This window comes from Natronobiforma cellulositropha (genome assembly GCF_025629245.1).
Lineage (GTDB): Archaea > Halobacteriota > Halobacteria > Halobacteriales > Natrialbaceae > Natronobiforma > Natronobiforma cellulositropha.
In genome coordinates this window covers 80,329-99,193 of sequence record NZ_JANZXN010000029.1, presented here as the reverse complement: position 1 = coordinate 99,193, position 18,865 = coordinate 80,329, and the positions used below count along the sequence as shown (strand labels likewise).

Annotated in this window: 16 protein-coding genes and 1 tRNA gene; 8 read left to right on the top strand and 9 right to left on the bottom strand. The window is 65.4% G+C overall.

Going from position 1 to position 18,865, the window contains the following annotated elements:
• Positions 1–333: 333 nt before the first annotated feature.
• A complete protein-coding gene (locus N0B15_RS12955; RefSeq protein WP_425494239.1) occupies positions 334–1,581 on the bottom strand; it encodes a YncE family protein in 1,248 nt (415 codons plus the stop codon).
• 281 nt (positions 1,582–1,862) lie between these two features.
• Between N0B15_RS12955 and N0B15_RS12950 the strand changes: the two genes are divergently transcribed.
• From N0B15_RS12950 to N0B15_RS12940, 3 genes are read left to right on the top strand one after another with little or no spacing between them, the layout of a single operon-like run.
• Positions 1,863–3,140 carry a DUF7405 family protein gene (locus tag N0B15_RS12950; protein WP_263020127.1) on the top strand — a complete coding sequence of 426 codons (1,278 nt, stop codon included), beginning with the start codon at positions 1,863–1,865 and terminating at the stop codon, positions 3,138–3,140.
• A gap of 19 nt (positions 3,141–3,159) precedes the next feature.
• Positions 3,160–4,407 (top strand): DUF7350 domain-containing protein, encoded by a 1,248-nt coding sequence (locus tag N0B15_RS12945; protein ID WP_263020126.1) that lies wholly within the window; start codon positions 3,160–3,162, stop codon positions 4,405–4,407.
• Positions 4,408–4,412: 5 nt separating this feature from the next.
• Positions 4,413–5,156: a cohesin domain-containing protein gene (locus tag N0B15_RS12940; RefSeq protein WP_263020125.1), complete on the top strand. Its 744-nt coding sequence runs from the start codon at positions 4,413–4,415 to the stop codon at positions 5,154–5,156.
• A 36-nt stretch (positions 5,157–5,192) separates the two neighbouring features.
• Here the strand turns inward: N0B15_RS12940 and N0B15_RS12935 are convergent, their stop codons facing one another.
• Positions 5,193–5,405 carry a hypothetical protein gene (locus tag N0B15_RS12935; RefSeq protein WP_263020124.1) on the bottom strand — a complete coding sequence of 71 codons (213 nt, stop codon included), beginning with the start codon at positions 5,403–5,405 and terminating at the stop codon, positions 5,193–5,195.
• A 260-nt stretch (positions 5,406–5,665) separates the two neighbouring features.
• Positions 5,666–5,911, bottom strand: coding sequence for a hypothetical protein (locus N0B15_RS12930; RefSeq protein ID WP_263020123.1), 246 nt, complete (start codon positions 5,909–5,911; stop codon positions 5,666–5,668).
• Between the two features lie 240 nt (positions 5,912–6,151).
• Here N0B15_RS12930 and N0B15_RS12925 point away from each other — a divergent pair, with 240 nt between their 5' ends.
• Both N0B15_RS12925 and N0B15_RS12920 read left to right on the top strand, forming a co-directional pair.
• Positions 6,152–7,099, top strand: a complete 948-nt coding sequence (locus N0B15_RS12925; protein WP_263020122.1) for a response regulator — start codon at positions 6,152–6,154, stop codon at positions 7,097–7,099.
• Between the two features lie 421 nt (positions 7,100–7,520).
• The gene (locus N0B15_RS12920; protein ID WP_263020121.1) at positions 7,521–7,943 is read left to right on the top strand and encodes a CBS domain-containing protein; all 423 of its coding nucleotides are present in this window, start codon (positions 7,521–7,523) and stop codon (positions 7,941–7,943) included.
• A 244-nt stretch (positions 7,944–8,187) separates the two neighbouring features.
• Here the strand turns inward: N0B15_RS12920 and N0B15_RS12915 are convergent.
• The 6 genes from N0B15_RS12915 to N0B15_RS12890 all read right to left on the bottom strand — a co-directional run bounded on the left by N0B15_RS12915 (position 8,188) and on the right by N0B15_RS12890 (position 12,508).
• Positions 8,188–8,258, bottom strand: a tRNA-Pro gene (locus N0B15_RS12915).
• A gap of 41 nt (positions 8,259–8,299) precedes the next feature.
• Positions 8,300–8,677 (bottom strand): Zn-ribbon domain-containing OB-fold protein, encoded by a 378-nt coding sequence (locus tag N0B15_RS12910; protein WP_263020120.1) that lies wholly within the window; start codon positions 8,675–8,677, stop codon positions 8,300–8,302.
• Entirely contained in the window at positions 8,674–9,846 is a 1,173-nt protein-coding gene (locus tag N0B15_RS12905; protein ID WP_263020119.1) for a thiolase domain-containing protein, read from the bottom strand. Before N0B15_RS12905 ends, N0B15_RS12910 begins: the two co-directional genes overlap by 4 nt.
• Positions 9,847–9,920: 74 nt before the next feature.
• A complete protein-coding gene (locus N0B15_RS12900) occupies positions 9,921–10,847 on the bottom strand; it encodes an RNA-guided pseudouridylation complex pseudouridine synthase subunit Cbf5 (RefSeq protein WP_263020118.1) in 927 nt (308 codons plus the stop codon).
• 6 nt (positions 10,848–10,853) lie between these two features.
• Positions 10,854–11,438 (bottom strand): (d)CMP kinase, encoded by a 585-nt coding sequence (gene cmk, locus N0B15_RS12895; RefSeq protein WP_263020117.1) that lies wholly within the window; start codon positions 11,436–11,438, stop codon positions 10,854–10,856.
• Between the two features lie 116 nt (positions 11,439–11,554).
• Positions 11,555–12,508 (bottom strand): DUF106 domain-containing protein, encoded by a 954-nt coding sequence (locus N0B15_RS12890; RefSeq protein ID WP_263020116.1) that lies wholly within the window; start codon positions 12,506–12,508, stop codon positions 11,555–11,557.
• A 321-nt stretch (positions 12,509–12,829) separates the two neighbouring features.
• Here N0B15_RS12890 and N0B15_RS12885 point away from each other — a divergent pair, with 321 nt between their 5' ends.
• The 3 genes from N0B15_RS12885 to N0B15_RS12875 all read left to right on the top strand — a co-directional run bounded on the left by N0B15_RS12885 (position 12,830) and on the right by N0B15_RS12875 (position 18,754).
• The gene (locus N0B15_RS12885) at positions 12,830–14,329 is read left to right on the top strand and encodes a DUF7289 family protein (protein ID WP_425494238.1); all 1,500 of its coding nucleotides are present in this window, start codon (positions 12,830–12,832) and stop codon (positions 14,327–14,329) included.
• 216 nt (positions 14,330–14,545) lie between these two features.
• A complete protein-coding gene (locus N0B15_RS12880; protein WP_263020114.1) occupies positions 14,546–16,351 on the top strand; it encodes a DUF7289 family protein in 1,806 nt (601 codons plus the stop codon).
• A 126-nt stretch (positions 16,352–16,477) separates the two neighbouring features.
• The gene (locus tag N0B15_RS12875; protein ID WP_263020113.1) at positions 16,478–18,754 is read left to right on the top strand and encodes a bactofilin family protein; all 2,277 of its coding nucleotides are present in this window, start codon (positions 16,478–16,480) and stop codon (positions 18,752–18,754) included.
• The last annotated feature ends 111 nt before the right edge of the window (positions 18,755–18,865 follow it).

Sequence of the window (18,865 nt, the reverse complement as noted above, 5' to 3'; positions counted from 1 at the left end):
GCCCGCAGTCATCGAGGTCGTCACTCACTTGGGAGTGGTTGCCGATTTTCGCTCGATAGGTGCGGGTTGTCTCCAGCATTGTACTGTGTTCATAAGAACTTATGGGACCTTTCATATTAAAGGTAGTGGTTGGCGTGGAATACCCAGCCGTGCAGTCATCGGTGGGTGGCGTCATCCAGTGACGGCGCGTATCCCCGCGCTAAAGCGCGAGGTTTCGCGCCTGCTCATCCCATAATGATGTTCCGAACCAGTTCTCCCATGCCGAGGAGTAGTCGCTCACGTTCCACCCGGCCGAACGCCCCCACTTCGCGTCGTCTCGAGAAGAAGAAAAGCTCAGAACGGCGGCGAGGTCGGGATGCCCGTGCTGTAGTCGCCGAGCGGGCGGACGCCGATGCCGTGGAAATCGGGGGTGGCGACGTCGTCGTCTTCGATGTCTTCCTCGCTGTAGTTGTCGATCGAGTCGGGTTCGATCAGTTCGACGATCTCGCGGTCCTCGACGTCGAGGACGGTAAATCCGGGCGTCTCACCGCTCGCGGCGTGCGGGCTACCCGACTGCTGCTCGGGACCGCGCAGGGTGACGAACATGAACTCGCCGTCGGGCGAGGCCCACATGATGTCCGGGGCGCGTCCGTAGTCGTCGATCTCGTCGATGACGTCGTCGGTGTCGGGATCGAGGATGATCCCGTCGTCGGTCTGTCGGTTGAGCACCCACAGTTCCTCGCCGTCGGTGGTGAACCAGAAGCCGTGGGCGTCGACGCCGCCGGTCGATCCCTGGTCGATCAGTGTGTGGTCTTCGGTGTCGAAGATGTAGTACTCACCGACGCCGTCCTCGACGTTCTCCGCCGGCAGGCCGGCAGTGAGGTAGAACTTCGACTCGGTCGGGTGAGGCATCGTCCCACAGTTGGTCGGGATGCCGTCGTCGTCGCCGTGGAAGATCTTCTCGATCGAGAAGTCGTCGTGGTCGACGATGACGAGACCGGCGTTGTTGTAGCTCGGGCCGAGCGTGTGATACGAGTAGCGCTCGTCCTGCGTGAACGAGTGACAGATCGGGTTGCGGTTCTCGAAGTCGCCGCCGTGGTCGGCCGCGGCGTCGCTCTCGGCGATGACGATCTCGTCGACGATCTCGAACTCCTCGTCGTCGAGGTCGGCGTCGATGCGAACGATCTTGTTCTCGCCGATGACGTCGACGTGGATGTACTCGTCGTCCGGCGAGAAGCCAGCCATGTGCGATCCGCCGCCGGTTTCGAGGACCTCGACGACCTCCTTGTCCTCGGTGCGGACGACGACCGTCTTCTGCCCGGCCGTACAGGCGATGGCGGCGTACTCGTAGTCCGAGGAGTACGCGATCATGTGCGGTACCTCCGCCTCGTACTCGTTGAAGTCGATGCTGTCTACCTCCTCGAAGGAGTCGCCGTCTTCCTCGGGTTCGTAGATGTAGACGATGTTCCGTCCCTGGTCGAGTGCCCAGATCTCGTAGCCCGGGTCGCCGCCGGTCAGCGACGACGCACACCCGGCGAGAGCGATGCCCCCCGCGACCGCTCCAGCCTGTAGCACGTTTCGTCGTGTTACCTGTCTCGTCATGAACCTCCCTCGAAAGTCGAACGGTTAATAGATGGCGGTTCTCCCCCGCCGATGCGGTAAATTTCGGCGGTTGACGCCGGTCGGTGCAAATTTTCACCTGTCACCCCGCAACCGGCAATATTAACCTCGAGCTGTGACGGAGGATCGAGTGCCGGTGTGCAACGATACGGATCGCTCGTCCCCCGTGAGCGGAAATTAGCGCCAGTTCACCCGGACACAGCAAGCGACGTACGGGCGGAAGTAGACACGGTTTTACTCGTTCGCCCCGAGCCATCCCGGTAGTGAGTCTCCTCGAGCGGACGGACCTCTCGCGGCGAGCCTACCTCCGCACGGCGGTCGCCGTCGGCGGCGCGGGTGCGCTGAGCGCCTGCCTCGAACGGAGTGGTGACGACGAGATCCCGCGGGGGACGGACGACCAGCGTACGCTTCCCGGACGCCAGCACGCCTGGAACGGGGTACTCGAACGTGACGACCACGGCAACGTCCGCCCGCCGGAACACCACGTACTGCTCGCGCTCTCCCTGCGCGGGGAACCGACCACCGAGGACCGCGAGACGGTCGAATCGAGCCTGCGAACGCTCGAGCGTGCGTTCGAGTGGGGTGCCTCGGGCCTGGTGTTCACGGTCGGCTACAGCCACGCCTACTTCGAGCGGCTGGGTGAGCCGCCAGCGGGCGTCGACCTGCCAGCACCGACGGCGCTCACCGAGCGGGAGGACCCAGAAGTCGACGAGTTCGACGCGCTGGTCCACCTCGCGAGCGACCACGCGTCGGCCGTCCTCGCCGCCGAAGAGGCGCTGTTCGGCGAGGTCGAGACGCTCAACGGTATTTCCGTCGAGGTGGACCTCTCGAGCGTGTTCGAGCGTGAGGGCGCACTCCGGCGGACGGGATTCGTCGGACCCGGATTACCAGCGGCGGAGACGGACCTCCCGGCCGTCCCCGACGCGGTTCCCGAGGACGCGCCCTTCTTCATGGGCTTTCGCTCCGGCTTCCGCGAGAGCCAGGCGAGCGAGGACCGCGTGACGATCACGGAGGGTCCGTTCGCGGGTGGAACCACCCAGCACGTCTCCTCGATGACCCTCCAGCTAGACGTCTGGTTCGAACAGGACAGCCACGCCCAGCGCGTCGCGAAGCTGTTCAGTCCCGAACACGCCGACGAGGGGTTGGTCGGTGAGGTCGGTGAGCGCCTCGGCGACTCGAGCGGACTGACGAGCGAACGCATCGAGGCGACGGCGAACGACGCGCGCCGGCGCGGGGTCGTCGGCCACGCACAGAAGGCCGCACGCGCCAGGGAGGACGGCCAGCCGTTACTGTTGCGCCGGGATTTCAACACCGTCGACGGCGACGTGCCGGGCTTGCACTTTCTCTCGCTGCAGCGAACGGTCGAGGAGTTCGGTCGCGTCCGCGAGGCGATGAACGGGACGGACCTGGCAGGAAGCGGCGTTGGGACCGTCCTCAACAACGGGATCCTTCAGTATCTGTTCGTCGACCGTCGCGGGAACTACCTCGTGCCGCCGCGTAAACACCGCGCACTCCCTCCGAGTGCACCCACGACCGAGTAGGAAATATTTGCCACAAACGATGACACGAAACGACGACTCGAACGCGACTCGCGAGCGAAAACCGCGACAGTATCGGACGAATCGGCGCGGATTTCTCTCGCGCGCGGGAGCCGCGGCCGGCCTCGTTGCGGTCACCGGCTGTCTCGCCGAAGACGACGGCACCGACGCCGTTCCGGCGTTCCCGAGGGTCGAGGACCCGCCGGAGGCGGTCTACGTCCCGACCCATCGGGAGGCGATGCGCGTCCTCGAACCGCTCGAGGCGGGCGAGTACACGCTCGCGTCGATGCTCTCGTATCCACACCCGTTCTGGCTCGTCGACGGGACCGAGACGGTGCCGGTCGAACCCGATAGCGATCTCGGCGTCCACATGATGTTCACCGTCTGGGACGAAGCGACCGGAACCGTCATCCCGCTCGATTCCGGGGCGGAGATTAGACTCGAGCGCGACGGCGAGCCCGTCGGCACGCCCCGCCTCCCGTGGACGATGATCTCACAGGAGATGGGCGTCCACTTCGGCGACAACGTCCCGCTCGAGTCGTTCGGCACCTACACGGTCGAGGTGAGTCTGCCGCCACTGGGTGTCGAGCGGACCGGTGCACTGGCGGGTCGCTTCACCGACGGCGGCCGCGCCACCTTCGAGTTCGACTACGACGAGGCGTTCGTCGAGGAAGTCGTCGGCGGTGTCGAGTACCTCGACGAAGCCGTCTGGGGTCGCTCTGGTGCGCTCGAGCCGATGGACCACGCCGGCCACGGAGACAGCCAGCACCACGGCGACGACCACCACCACGATGACGGCCACAACCACCACGGCGACACCGGGGGACACGCTCACGCACACGTTCCGTTCTCGGCGCTCCCGGCCAGCGGCGACTATCCCGGGACGCACCTGCTCACCGCAGACGGCGCGTACCCACAGAGCGGTGACGCGACGTTCGTGCTCACGGTGCTCGAGGCTGGGAGTCGCTTCGCCGACGAGCGTTACCTCCTCGTGTCGCCCCGGACGCCCTACAACCGGGTCCCGCTCGCCGACATGGCACTCGACGTCCGACTCGAGCGAGACGGGACGACCGTCCAGCGGGGACCACTCGAGCAGACGCTCGACGACGAGTTCGGTCTCCACTACGGGAGGGCACTGGAAGACGTCGAACCCGGTGACGAACTGACGCTCACGGTCGAGACACCACCGCAAGTCGCCCGTCATCAGGGGTACGAAACCGCGTTCCTCCGGATGGAACCGATCGAACTGCGCGTCCCCGAACTGGGGTGAGTACGATGGGAACGTCACCACGTGCCGAGACCCAGCGACCGGCCGAACACTCGAGGGCGCGCACCGCCGCCCGTCTCTGTCTCGTCGTCCTCCTCCTCTTCGGGACCGCGTTCGCGAGCGTCCCGGTGACGGCCGGCGACAACGTCGCGCTCTTTTACGTCGAGCCGGACGAGGTCGACGCCGACCCCGGTGAGACGGTCACACTCGAGGTCGTGATGAGCACGCACGGAGGCTGGAGCGGCGAGGGCGTCGGGGACGCGGCCCTCGCCGTCGAAACCGACAGCGACGCACTGATACCGGTGGCGATCGACCCCGGGCCGTTTCTCGCCGGCGACGGGAGCGACCTCGAGGTCCGGACGAACGTCGACGAAGAGAACGCGAGCGCGTGGATCAGCCAGAAGCGGGTGCCCGCAGGCGACGGGGCGACGGGAACCGAACCCGTCGCGACAGTCACCCTCGCCGTCGCAGCCGATGCGGAGCCGACGAGCGCGACGGTCTCGATCGTCGGCTCACAGGCGACGCTCGTCTCCGAGATTCGCCAGGCCACGATGACGCGCGAGGCGACCGTCCACGTCGACGGCGGCGAACCCGACGACGCGAGCGACGACGGGAGTCCCGAGGGTGTGACGCTGGCCGAAGACGAACCACCGACGGGTGACGACGCCGACGCGATACCCGGCTTCGGACACGCACTCGCCGTCGGCGTACTGGCGCTCGTACTGACGGCGCGCTACGCGCGGACTCGGTGAGAGACGGGACGAAAACAGCGCTCTCGCGACGACCGATCAGAAGTCAGTGCTCACGAACCGACAGCCACACGGCGAGGCGTAGTGTTCGAGCGGTCCGACCGTCGTCACGACCGAGAGCGGCGTGTGACACACCGGGCATCGTTGGCGTGAGTCCGACGATTCCGGTTCGTCGCTGTCGACATCGACCGCCTCGACCTCGACGCCACCGTCCGCCTCGAGATCGAGCTGGACGTCGACTGCCCGGCTCATCGTCGCCACCACCGGACGCGACGCTGTCTCTCGAGCGACCGGTTCCAGACGAGTCTCCGCAGCACACTCGAGTATCGTCCCAGACGCAGTGATTCGTATCTCATCGTAACCCGATTCGCCGCGGATACGCACCGTCGTCGACGAGAGGGCGACGACTGCGTACGGTTTTCCAGGGCGACCGTACTCTCGAGAACATCACTCACTGATTTAAAATTATCGTCTTCAGAGATAATATTATATATTCGTGTACGGTTCTGTGCTCATCGAGCGCCGGAGCGACTGGTGTAGTAGAGCGGGATCAAGAGGACGAGAAACACCGTCCCCATCGCTGCGATGGCGAGCCAGATGGCACCGAGCGTCCGCTCGTCGACGTACCCCGCGATTTCGGCCAGCCACAGGAGACTGTAGAGACCCACGATGACGAGCGACGCGACGTAGAGACGAAGTCCGAGACCGACGACGTGATACAGGTGCGTCCGCGTCGGCCGCGGAAGCCGTTCGATCATCGAACCCCCTGAGTTCGAGACGGTCGTCTCGGTACGCCCTCGAGAGGAGACGGTCTCATCCACCGGCGAATAGGCGGGGTTCGGAGCACCCACGCCATAGCGCCCACCCGATGCATAGTCGAGAAGGTGCGGGCGACCGCTTCTGTATTCCGGCCGACTCGGGCGACCGACTCCCACACCTCGGTCACGGCCACTGCCAGTACACTTAATGGTGCATGCTAACAAAGGTCGAAGCTACCGATGGGAGACGGGGAACGAGCCGACGGCCACCGGCCGGACGAGAACCAGTCACCGGCGCGTGAAGACGCCGCGGACAGGGAGACCCCGGCACGCGACGAGCGCCACGAACGCGGTACGACGACAGCGGCTCGAGCAGCGTCCACCGACGAGGGAGCGACCGAACAGACCGACGAGACGGACCGACCGTCCCGGCCACCGAGCACACCGATCCGTGTGTTACACGTCGACGACGACGACGCCTTCCTCGAGCTCGCCGCGACGTTCGTCACCCGCGCGAACGGCCGCCTGCGCGTCGAAACCGAAACCGACGTCGGCCGCGTATTCGAGGAGGGTCTCCTCGCCACCGTCGAGTGCGTCGTCTCCGACTACGACATGCCGCCGACCGACGGCCTGCAGTTTCTCGAGCGGGTCCGTGAGCGCTGGCCGACGATGCCGTTCATCCTCTACACGGGCAAAGGCAGCGAAGAAATCGCGAGCGAAGCCATCTCCGCGGGCGTCACCGACTACCTCCAGAAGGAAGTCGGCACCGACCAGTACGCCGTCCTCGCCAACCGGATCGTCAACGCCGTCGAACAGCGCCGCGCCAAACGCGGCTTCGCCGACCGCGAACGCCGCTTCCAGGTCGCCACCACCGAAGCCTTCGACGCCATCTGGATACTCGACCTCGAGACCGGCCACCTCGAGTGGCGCGGTCTCACCGAAACCTTCGGCTTCGACACCGAGACGGTCGAACCGACCCTCACCTGGTGGCTCGAACGCGTCCACCCCGACGACCGCGAGGAGGTCCGTGACTCGCTCGAGTGTGCACTCACGACCGGCGAGCGCTGGCAGCAGACCTACCGAATCCGCGACGCAGACGGCACCGACGTCCGCGTTCACTGTCGCGGGCGCACCGTCGGCGAGGGTGGCAGCGAGATGATCGGGGCGGTGCGACCGCTCGGAGAGTAGGGGCTCGAGCGGGAACCGCTCCCGGCGGTTCGGATCGAGGTGAACAGCCGCCCTCATAATGTATTCCCTCTCGAACGGGAACACCTATACCGAACGGACTGACAGGGAGAGGTGGAATGAACGAGAATCGAGACGTTGTGGACATTCTCGAGCGGGTGCGAGCGTCGCGACGGCGCAAACGCTGTCGACACTGCAGCGGTGTCGTTTCGATCCGAGGGTTCAGAGGGTCGTACCGCTGGGAGTGTCGAGAGTGTGATGCGCTCGGGATCGGCTACCGATCCCGGGCGGCCGCGGTGAACGGCATCGGGAACCGGCGCGACTAGTATCCTCCGAAGCGAGTTAGCGAACGCAGAAGACGCGGTCGGAGCGAGGTACGGTGTGGGGTTTATGCCGGAGTTTGTGGTACGGCTGTACGGTCTTCATGCCAATCGAAAACCTAGCCCGAAGCGAGGTCGTAACGGCCGAAGAAGACGAGTCCGTCCAGGAACTCGCGACACGCATGGAGGAGTCGCAGGTCGGCAGCGTCGTGATCACCAGTGAGGACGAACCAGTCGGAATCGTCACCGACCGTGATCTCGCGACGCGCGTGATCGGCGACGGAAAGGACCCGTCGGAGACGACGGCCGGAGACGTCATGTCCGAAGACCTGGCGACGATCGACCAGACAGACGGGTTCTACCAGGCGACCGAACTGATGAGCGAACACGGCATCCGTCGGCTCCCGGTCTGTGACGAGAACAACGACCTGGTCGGGATCATCACGTCCGACGACCTCAACGAACTGCTCGCCGACGAGCAGATGCAGCTCTCAGACGTGATCCAGACCCAGCGGCCCGACTACTGAAGACACCCGTACAACCCACCACACCCTCCGAGCAGTACGCGCAGGCGGTCGCTCCGCCTTCCCGTACGTAGCGGTCGCTGCTCCCTCGAGCGTTGCGTCGTGAAAAATGGGACCGCGGTCACAGCGAAGCTGTTCCCTGCTCCCATTTTCTCCGAAAATATGGGACCGCCGAGAGTGAGCAATTCCGGAGGAATTGCGATCTACGGCGGTCTCACGAGTGAACGAGTAACACGAGTAAACGAAGTGGGACCGCCGAGAGTCGAACTCGGGTCCTACGGACCCCATCCGCAGAGGATACCACTACCCCACGGTCCCGTGTTTGGACCGATGCGGGTGTCGGGTTTAAGAGTGTCGTTTCACGGTGACTGGTCGGCGTCCGTGAACAGGGGGGCGACCTCGCCGTCGGCGGTCTCGAGCGTGCCTGCGAACGCGACCGGATCGCCGATGGCGGCGTCGCCCTCGAGCCGACAGAGCAGTCGGGTTGCGCCGAGGTCGACGATCCCCACGCGGTAGGGGGCGTCGAAGCCGGTGGGGGAGACGGCGACCGTCGTCTCGGTGTGGAGAGTGCCCTCGAGCGGGAGGGTCGTCGGCTCGAGGTCTCGAGTCGCACACTCGAGGCAGGCGGCCTGTGGGGTGGCGCTCGTCCAGCCACACTCGCGACAGCGGCCGCCGAGGAGGACCCCGTCGCGGAGGGCGTCGACCCAGGCGGCGTGGCTGTAGGGGTCGTCGCTCACGCGGAGACACCTCCGTCGAGGACGGTGACGAGAGTCGTCGCGGCGTCGCCGCCGAGGTTGTGCGCGAGGGCGTAGCGGGCGTCGGGAACCTGTCGTTCGCCAGCCTCGCCTCGCAGTTGGTCGGTCAGTTCGACCAGCTGGGCGACGCCGGTCGCGCCGATGGGGTGACCCTTGGCTTTGAGACCGCCGCTGGGGTTGACGGGGATCTCGCCGCCGAGTGCGGTGGTTCCCTCGACGGCCGCGTGGCCGCCCTCGCCAGTGTCGACGAAGCCGAGCGCTTCGATGGCGAGGATCTCCGCGCCGGTGAAACAGTCGTGGACCTCGGCGACGTCGACGTCTGCCGGCTGGATGTCGGCTTCCGCGTAGGCCGCGGCGGCGGCGTCGCGCGCCGACTGGGTGGCGGTGAGGTCGGCCTTCGTCGCGAGTGGGACGGCGTCGGTGGCGTGGCCGATGCCCGCGACGCGGGGGGCGGACTCTGGGTCGTCGACGGCGTCTTCGCGGGTGACGACGACGGCGGCAGCGCCGTCGGAGAACGGACAGCAGTCGAGCAGGCGAAACGGCGAGGCGACGACGGGACCTTCGAGGACCTCCGCGACGGTGGTCTCCGTGCCGAACTGGGCGCGGGGGTTGAGGGTGCCGTGGCGGTGGTTCTTGACGGCGACGGCGGCGAGTTGTTCCTCGGTAGTGCCGTACTCGTGCATGTGGCGGGTGGTGAGCAGGCCGAAGACGCCGGGGAAGGTGAGTCCGGTCGGCTGTTCGTACTGGCGGTGGGCGGCGCTGGCGAAGACGGCGGTCATCTCGTCGGTGCCGAGACCGGTCGCGGGCGTGCAGCGCTCGACGCCGCCGACGAGGACGGTGTCGTACTGGCCCGCCGCGACCGCGCGGACGGCGTGAGAGAAGGCGTTCGAGGAGGTCGCACAGGCGTCTTCGAAGCGCGTACACGGGATGCCCGCCATGCCGAGGTGGCTCGCCAGCGTCGGTGCCAGGTGGGTGTCGCCGTCGGTCTGGCCGCTCATCGCGTTGCCGAGGTAGAAGGCGTCGATGTCGGCCGGAGCGCACGCCGCGTCGTCGAGTGCGTCGACGGCGGCGTCGGCGAACAGTTCCGCGAGCGGGCGGTCGTGGACGCCGAAGTCGGTCATCCCCGCCCCCACGATTCGAACGTCGGTCATGGAGGTACTCGAGGGCGCGAGCGCCAAAAGCCGTTCGTGAACGCCGCAGAACGCGCCGGCGGTTCCACTCCCCGTCAGACGAGGACGCGCTCGAGCGAGACGACCGTGCCGCTCTCGGCGTCGGGGTCGCCGACGAGGCGGCCGAGACAGACGGCTGCGCCGTCGGGGGTGTAACACGCCAGCAGGTCACCGCGGTCGACGTGCTCGGCGTCGGGTGCCGGCTCGACCGCGAGCACGCCGGGTGCGTAGACGGGCGCGCCGTGGGCCACCTCGCGGGCAGCGTTCTCGGCGATCGTCACCGAGGGGAGGTGCTCGAGGACGCGCTCGGCGGGCGAGACGGTCTCGTAGAGCGGGTCGGTGTCGCCGTCTTCGGTCCAGAAGGCGAGGGCGTCGAGGAAGTCGTGAGCCGAGACGAGCGTCCGGTCGTCGAAGGGGTCGGTCGCCGTCCGCCGGAGGTGGCCCATGTGTCCGCCGGTGCCGAGTGCGAGACCGAGATCGTGACAGAGCTTTCTGACGTAGGTGCCGCTCTCACAGCGGATGCGCAACAGCGCCTGGCGGTCGGTCGTCTCGAGGACCTCGAGATCGTATATCTCGCGCACGCGAAGGCGTCGGGAGACGGCGCTCTTTCGCGGCGGTTTCTGGTAGATGGGGGCTTCGAACTCGCTCGCGACCGAGTCGATGTCGGTGGGAACGGGACCGTGACACTCGAGGACGGCGACGTACTCCTTCGCGCCCTCGAGGAAGGCGGGAGCGAGGCGGGTGGCCGTGCCGAGCATGATCGGGAGACAGCCGGTGACCTTGGGGTCGAGCGTTCCGGCGTGGGCCGCACGCTCGATGGGGTCGCCGCCTGCGCCCTCGAGCGCGTCGGCGACGGCGTCGCGCAGCCAGCCGCTGACCTGGTGGGAGGAGGGACCGGGCGGTTTGTCGAGGTTGCAGACGCCGAATGCCAGTAGTTCCTCGGGGGTTCGCTCGTCGGGTGGGCCGCGAAGGGGAGCAGTCATGCGCGGTCAGAACTCGTAGGAGACGCCGGTGATCGGGTAGGCACCCTCGTCGGCGTCGGGCTGGTTCTCGTAGGCTTCGACGGCATCGGCGAGCGTCTCGATGACGGCGTCGGGCGACCAGCGGCCGGTGTTGATCGCGAGGTCGTAGATCCGCAGGTCGGTGAAGTCGATGCCGTAGTACTCCCGGTAGCGGAGAATCTCGCTCTCCTCGCGAGCCTGGGTCTCCTCGAGTGCGACGGCGGGGTCTTTGTCTTCGCGGTCGGCGATGCGTTCGCCACGGACCGCCGGTGGGGCGTCGAGCCAGAAGCGGAGGTCGGCGTGCTCGCCCGCCAGCCAGCCAGCGAGACGTGACTCGAGGACGAGGTCTTCGCCGTCGACGGCGAGTTCGCGCAGGCGTCGATCCAGGTCGCGGTCGATCTCCTCGTCGTCTTCGGCGAGTTTGTTGAACTCGAGCGGGGTGCAGTCGTTCTCGGCGGCGAGTTCGCGGAAGATGTCGCCGCCGCTGACGTGTTCGAGACCGAACCGCTCGGCGAGGAGTTCGGCGTTCGTGGTTTTGCCTCCTCCCGGTGGGCCGGAGACGGTGAGTAACATATTCGACCTCCGACGGGGCGGGTAAAATGGGTTTTGAAAGCGCGCGAGTGGGCGCGGGCGGTGTCGAGCCGTAGCGATGCGGTGAAGCGGCGTGAAAAGAGGGTGACGCGGCGAGGTTAGCTCGTCGAGGGCGTCATGTCGATGTTGATCGCCTTCCTGAGCAACTGGGTGAAGCCCATCGAGCAGAGGAAGTACCAGACGATCCAGGCCCACATCGGGCCGATGAGACCGGCGTTCCACTCGGTCGCCCCGGCGATGGGCATGACGACGGTGTTCTCGATGCCGTCGATGTAGCCGCCCTGAATCTTCCAGTACATCCAGAGGAACAGCGGGATGGTAAAGAGCATGATCCAGACCATCGGGCGGAACTGCTCTTTGAACATGCCGAGGTTGTCGGCCATCGCCTCCATCTGTTCTTCCTGGACGCGCTGCATCTCGTTGTCGAGGCGCTCGAGTTCGGCCTCGCTGGCGTCGCGTGCTTTCGCCTCCTTCTGGCGGGTCTGGACGTCCTTTCGTTTCTCCTGCATGGCGCGCATGCGCTCCTGGTACTTGCCCATCCGGTCCATGTTCATCAGGTTCGCCTGCAGGAGCGTCGAGTAGAGACCGGTGAGGAGTGCGACCGAGAGGATGACCGCGTAGAAGGGCAAGGCGGCGTCGAGCGGGGCCATGACGAGGTCGATTGCCCCGCCGACGACCTCGCGGACGGACTCGAGCCAGTAGCCGATCATCAGGAGTACCGAACCGAGGGCGGCGAGTTTGTCCCACTGTGACCACTTCGATTCCTCGGGGTCGATGTCGAGTTCGGGCAGCCCGTCACCGCCGTCGCCGTCACCGTCGAGTGCCTCGTCGTAGGCGTCGCGGTCGTCGATTTTGAACCCTTCAGCGCCTTCGACGAGGACACCTTTCTCGATGATTCGCCCCCACTGCCCGGTCGTGAGGTCCTCACGGACGTTCGCCCACTCGACCTCACCGCCGTTCTCGTCGGCAGCCTCACGGACCGACTCGAGCGCGTCGGCCATCGAGGCATCCTCGCGGACGAGATCGTATATCTTCTCCGCAGTGCGCGTCATCTATACCGAGGCTAGGTTTCGTCCGGTATACAAGTGTTTATCTTTCGGTGGCACGCGTCTCTCCGAAGGTGACACACTGCCGTCAGTAGGGGCGAGAGGGTGGATTCAGGTGACAGTGGGCGAGATAAACGGTGGTGAACGATCAGTCCGTGACGAAACAGGCGGCCTGAATCGGTCATACTCACTGGAAATTACCGAACTGCAGAACGTGTCGGTCTTCCGTGACTTGAATTTCGTCCGCGCGAGGGACGGTAAATAAACGGATCAGAACGAAACGGACGACCGGGCGGGTATATAGGATGTGGAGAATGTCTGGAAACCATGACGTTGTGGAGGCACACAGGATGGAGACCTGCGACGAGCGGGAGGCGTGGACAGACCGCGATGTTGGGTCTCGTACTGTTGCTGGGAATCGTCGCGGTCAGCAGCGTGGGCATCCTGGTCGTCGCGAGTGAGACGACGACGGAGCTTCAACAACAGAGCGAAACGGACCGCATCGAGGGGGCGTTCGTCGAACTGAGCCAGCAGATGGCCGAAGCCTCGACCAAGAGTGACGTTTCGAAGGCGATGGATCTGGCAGCGGGCGAACGCGGAGCGGTCGTGAAGAAGGACTCGGGCTGGATCAAGATCGAGTCGGCAGAACTCGAGGAGCCGTTGAACCTATCGATCGGTACGATCGAGTACGTCGGTGACGACGGAACCCGGATCGCGTACCAGGCTGGCGGCGTCTGGCGCGAGACGGGGAACGAGACGCGTACGGTCGCGGCGCCGCCGATCCACTACAGCAGTCAGTCGGAGACGTTCACGTTCCCAGTCGTAACAGTCAGCGGCGCGGAGTCGCTCGGATCGGGTGACGTCACCATCTCGCACAACCGGACGGGGACCTTCACGAACGCGACGGTCGTCCAGGACGACAGCATCGAGATTGCGATCAAGAGCGAGTACTATCGCGGGTGGCAACAGTACTTCGAACGACAGACCGGCGAATCGTCGATCCGAAGTGTCGACCACGACCGGCAACTGCTGACCGTCCGACTCGGACACCTGGATATCGAAGAAGCGTTCGAGAACGGCATCGTCATCTCCGAGGGCGCGGACATCCACCACAACGCGAACGTCGAGGGAGAGGTCGTCTCCGGGACGCTGCCCCAGCTGGACCGCGTCATCGACGACATGGTCGAGAACTTCAACACGAGCGCGTACGACGTGGGGACACTCGACGGCACCGACGGAACGCTCACGAACGGCACGTACTTCACAGACGGTCTCGAGCTCCAGGCGTCACTTCCGGTCGACGTCGGCGACGGCAACGTGACGGTGGTCGTCGACGGCGACGTCAACGTCAACGGACACCAGCTGCACGTAGTCAACGCCGACGGGACGGACCACGCGATGAAGGTCTACGCGACGGGCGACCTGATCGTCGACGGCGGGAACGTCTGTGTCGATCCGTGCGGCGGAGCCGTCGACGCCGAACGGCTCCAGGTGTACGGGACCTCGACGATGCAGGTGACGATCGGGCCGGGCGGAACGATCTTCGAGGGAATCATCTACGCGCCGAGCGACGACGGCTTCGATACACAGAACGAGGTCGCACCGAACCACTGCGCCGACGAACAGGTCTGTATCATCTCGAACGTACGCTTCGACGGAGCGGTCGTCGCCTCGTCGGTGAACGTCCAGTCATCGTCCGTGAGTTTCGCCCACGACCCGAACCTGGTGAACGTCCGGCCCGACCTCGAGCCCGAAGGCTACACGCTGCCGCCACAGCTCACCTACCTCAACGTCGCCCACCACGAAGTGAACGTCGAGAACGTCTGAGGCGGTCCGTGGTGAGAGGCGAACGCAGTACTCTCGAACGACAGACTGAGAGCCGTCGAGACCGGGAATGGTGAGAGGTGAGACGTGTTCTTCGATATATTATCCACACCGACAATTAATTTTAAAGATAGTGGGTTTTTTGGCCGAACGGTTTATGTCTGTTTGACTGAATGCTAGTGTTCAATGTATCATCGGCCGCGTGCGGGAGTAACGACGGTGACACCATCTCGAGCGCAGACCGCGGTGCTCGGGTTGGTCGTCTTACTCGGCGTCGTCGCGGTCGCGAGCGTCGGCATCCTCCTGGTGGCCGGTGAGTCGAGTTCCGGTCTCGAGCGCCAGGCCGAAGCAGAGCGGGTCGAGTCGGCGTTTCTCGAGATGAGCAAGGAGATCGAGACGGCGACGGCTTCCCGTGACGTAACGCGGTCGGTCACCGTCGACGTCGAACCGAGCAACGGCGAGATCCGTCTCGTCGAGCGTGGCGAAATCGACGTCTCGATCGACGACGAGTCGATCTTCGAGACGGGACCGGTAGCGCTCCGGGCCGTCGAGTACACGTCGAACGACGGGAGCACGATCGCCTACGAGGGAGGCGGTGTGTGGCGCTCGAGCGGTGAGGCGGTCCAGGTCCGCAGCGAGCCGAATCTCTACCTGAGCGACGGGACGCTCACGCTTCCGATTCAGACGTTCACTGCGAACGGTGAGTTCAGGGGCGGGTCGGCGTCAGTGACGAGCACGGAGATCACCTCGCGGTACTCGGGACTCGTCGAAGACGGTGAGGAGGTCACGGTGACGGTCTCGAGTCAGTACTACCGCGGATGGGAACGGTACTTCGAGTCCATCGGTGCCGGGAACGTCTCGGTGAGTGCGAGCGGACCGGACGGGGTGGGGACGGTGTCGGCGACGTACGATGTCGATGGACTGCCCGAGGAACCGTCCGGCGGACTCCCCATCGATCCGTCGTTCGAGGAGGCAGTCAGCGTCGACGGTCCCTTCTCGATGAAGGGGACGCAGTTCGTCGGTGACGTCTCGGCGACCGATGACGTCGTCCTCGAGTCGAACAGCGTCGACGGAACCATCGTGACGGCGGGGGACGTTCACGTGACGAGTCAGACCGGGGAAGTGACGGGCAGCATCATCGCAGAGGGGTCCGTGACGATGGAAGGACACACGCGGGTTCACGGCGACATCGTCGCGGGCGGAAACACCTACGGGAGCGACAGCGGCCACATTCACGGCGACGTCGTCGTCTACGGAACGCACGGGTTCTCGCCGAACTATCAGATCGACGGCGACCTCGTGACCGACCCGGACGGCACGCATCCACACCCCGAGTCGTTGACGGGTGACAACGAGCGTGTGTTGCTCGACGACGACATCGAACGCATGGTCGCGTCGGGAGACGAGAGCGAGTTCCGGACGCTCACCGGCGGAGAGACCCTCACGGCAGGGACCCACTACATCGATTCGATCGACCTCGGCGGCGGCCAGGTCGAACTCGACGTCGGTGACGGTGACGTCCACCTGATCGTGAGAGACGACATCGAAGTCAACCAGTGGGGCGGCATCCACGTGACGAACCACGAGGGTGGCAACGTCGCCCAGCTGTTCACCGCCGGCGACCTGCTCGCGGGCGTCGGCGGCGGCGGTGGCTTCGAGTTCTGTCCCGCGACGAACGGCAACTGCGACGAGACGGCGACGCCGTTGCAACTCTACGGCACCTCCGAGATGACGGTGTCGTTCAACCAGCACTCGAGGCTCCACGGCATCGTCTACGCACCCGGCGCGGCGTTCGAAGGTGACAACTACGGACACATCTTCGGCAGCGTCACCGTCGGCTCGTTCGTCGGCGACAACAACATGAACTACGAGTACGACGGCGAGCTCGAGCACGGTATCGACCAGCCGACAGACCCGACCGGCGGAGAGCCGGAGCCGGACCCCGAAGAGACGGAGTCGGCCGGTCTCGACGAGGTACGGTACCTCCACGCGACGACCTACGAAATCACACTCGTGGCGACCTGATCGGGAGACGGCGCGCCACCGCGGCGGTCGATTTAAAATATCTTCCCTGAAATGGCATAATATTAAATATTCAATAGACCAGTACGTTACATATCTTTTATTGTTTTGTCACACACTGTACTGGACATGGGACCGTGGGGGAGTTGGGGGATAGCTACTGGAGACCGTCGCGGCCAGACTGCGGTACTCGGGTTCGTCCTCCTGATCGGTGTGGTCGCCGTTGCGAGTATCGGACTCCTCTTGGTGGCGGGGGAGACGAGTTCGAGTATCGAAGAACAGGCCGAACGCGACCGGATCGAGGGCGCGTTCCTCGAGATGAGCCACCAGATCAAGACGACCTCGTCGACGGCCGACGTCGCTCGGACGATGGATCTCGCGCCCGAGCACGGGCGGGCCGTGGTCGACCCCGACGCGGGGTGGATCACCGTCGAACTCGTCGACGACGGGACGGCGTGTACGCTCCTCGACGAACGGCCGCTGGGGAGCGTTCGCTACGAACAGGGCGACTCGAGCGTCGCGTTCCAGGGCGGCGGCGTGTGGTCGGCGAGCGCCAACGAGAGCGCGATGCTCTCCTCACCGGCGGTCTACTACTCACCGGGGTCGACGCCCGAAGAGGCGACGCTCCACCTCCCGGTGACGAGCGTCACCGGTGAGGGGACGGTGACGGGAACGATCGACATCGAGAGCCTCGAGACGACGCGCGTCTACCCCGCATCGGGGACGTGCCTGTCGGGGTCACACCAGACTGCGCTGCGAAACGGTGACGTCGAGATCACCATCCACAGCGAGTACTACCTGGCGTGGGGGCGCTTCTTCGAGGCGGAGGTCGACGGCGAGGTCTCGTACGGACCCGACGGGAGCGACGAGGTATCCGTCTCGCTCGCGAGTCCGCTCGAGGGTGGCGGACTCGAGGGACCGATCGTCTCCGACGCGGTGACCCTCGAATTGACCAACTACGGTGAGATCGACAGCTACGACTCGACGGGTGGACCGTACGCGCCCCCGGGGAACGCGAACGCACCGGTAGTCGTCGAAGGGAACTTCACGCCGTCGGTGGACGTCGTCGTCGGTGGATCGGTGAAAGCTGGCGGCGACGCCCACGTCGCGAACGCGATCGACGTGAGCGGTGACGTGACCATCGCCGGAGCGAGCGAGGTCTCGAACGATCCCTGGTTCGGCGGGACGTACGCCACCGGCGAGACGCTGTCCGTCCAGGGTGGAACGTTCGGCGACGACGTCCTCGCTGGCGATCACGTGGAGGCGTTCCAGTCGGCGACCGTCCACGGTGACCTCCACGCGGGCGGCGACGCGGCAATCGGCACGGGCACCGAAATCTTCGGCGACGTGATCGCCGACGGTGACGTGGTCGTCACCGGTGGTGCGACCGTCCACGGGGAGATTCACGCGAGCGGTGACGTCACGTTCGAACACCAGGCGACCCACCACAACGACGTCTACGCGGGCGGCTCAGTCACGCTCGAGCCGGTCGACGCGCAGGTCGTCGGCACCGTCCGCGCTGGCGAAGACGTCAGACTCGAGTGGGCGAGCGAGATCGACGGCGACGTCTACGCGGGTGGAGACATCACGAGCAACGGCGGGAGCGTGACCGGTGCCGCAACTGCGGGTGGGAGCGTCGACGACGACAGCGTCGACGGATCGAGTACCGACTCGGCTTCTCCACCGCCATCCCCCGCCTACCGACTCCCCGACGACCCACCAGCGCCGGAGATCGACACTCCGGACGCCGTCGACGAGGAGATCGAAGCGGCCGGCGACCGACTCGCGGACGAGAACGACAACACGAACACGACCCGCATCGTCGGCGGGGAACTCGTCGGCTGTGAAGCGTTCTCGGGATGTACGCTCGAGGCTGGCTCGTACTACCTCGACGAAATCGCACTCGACGGCACTGGCTCGAACGCGGAGACGCTCGTGCTCGATACGAGCGACGGGCCGATCACGCTCTACGTCGACAGCGACCTCTCCGTCGTCGAGGAGGCGAACGTCGAGGTCGTAGGTGACGGCGGTGTGACCGTCTACCTGAACGGTGAGTTCCTGCTGACGAACGAGGGGACAATCGACGTCGCGGGACAGCGCGCACCGCTGCTCTGGGTCCACATGAACGCCGACAGCAGCGCCCAGTTGAGCGTCGACTCGTCGTTCGTCGGCGTGTTGCACGGACCCGGCGGATCCGGGGCGTCGGGAACGGACGTCGACATTTCCGGACGGACCACGATCTACGGAGCGGTCGTCGGGAACGTCGAATCGACGGCGAACGACAACCGGATCCACTTCGACGAGGCGCTGACAGAGCCACCACAGAGCGAGACGGCGACCACCACGGCACAGGTCTCGTATCTCGACGTGGTCCTGAGCGAGGTCCACCTCAGCTCGGGACCGTAGGCGTTCATCGCCACGTGACATCACCATTCATAACTTTCATCCGGGCATAGGTACGGAATCATAAATACATCCAGGATAGATTATTGTAATTGGACTGCATCTAGACGAATA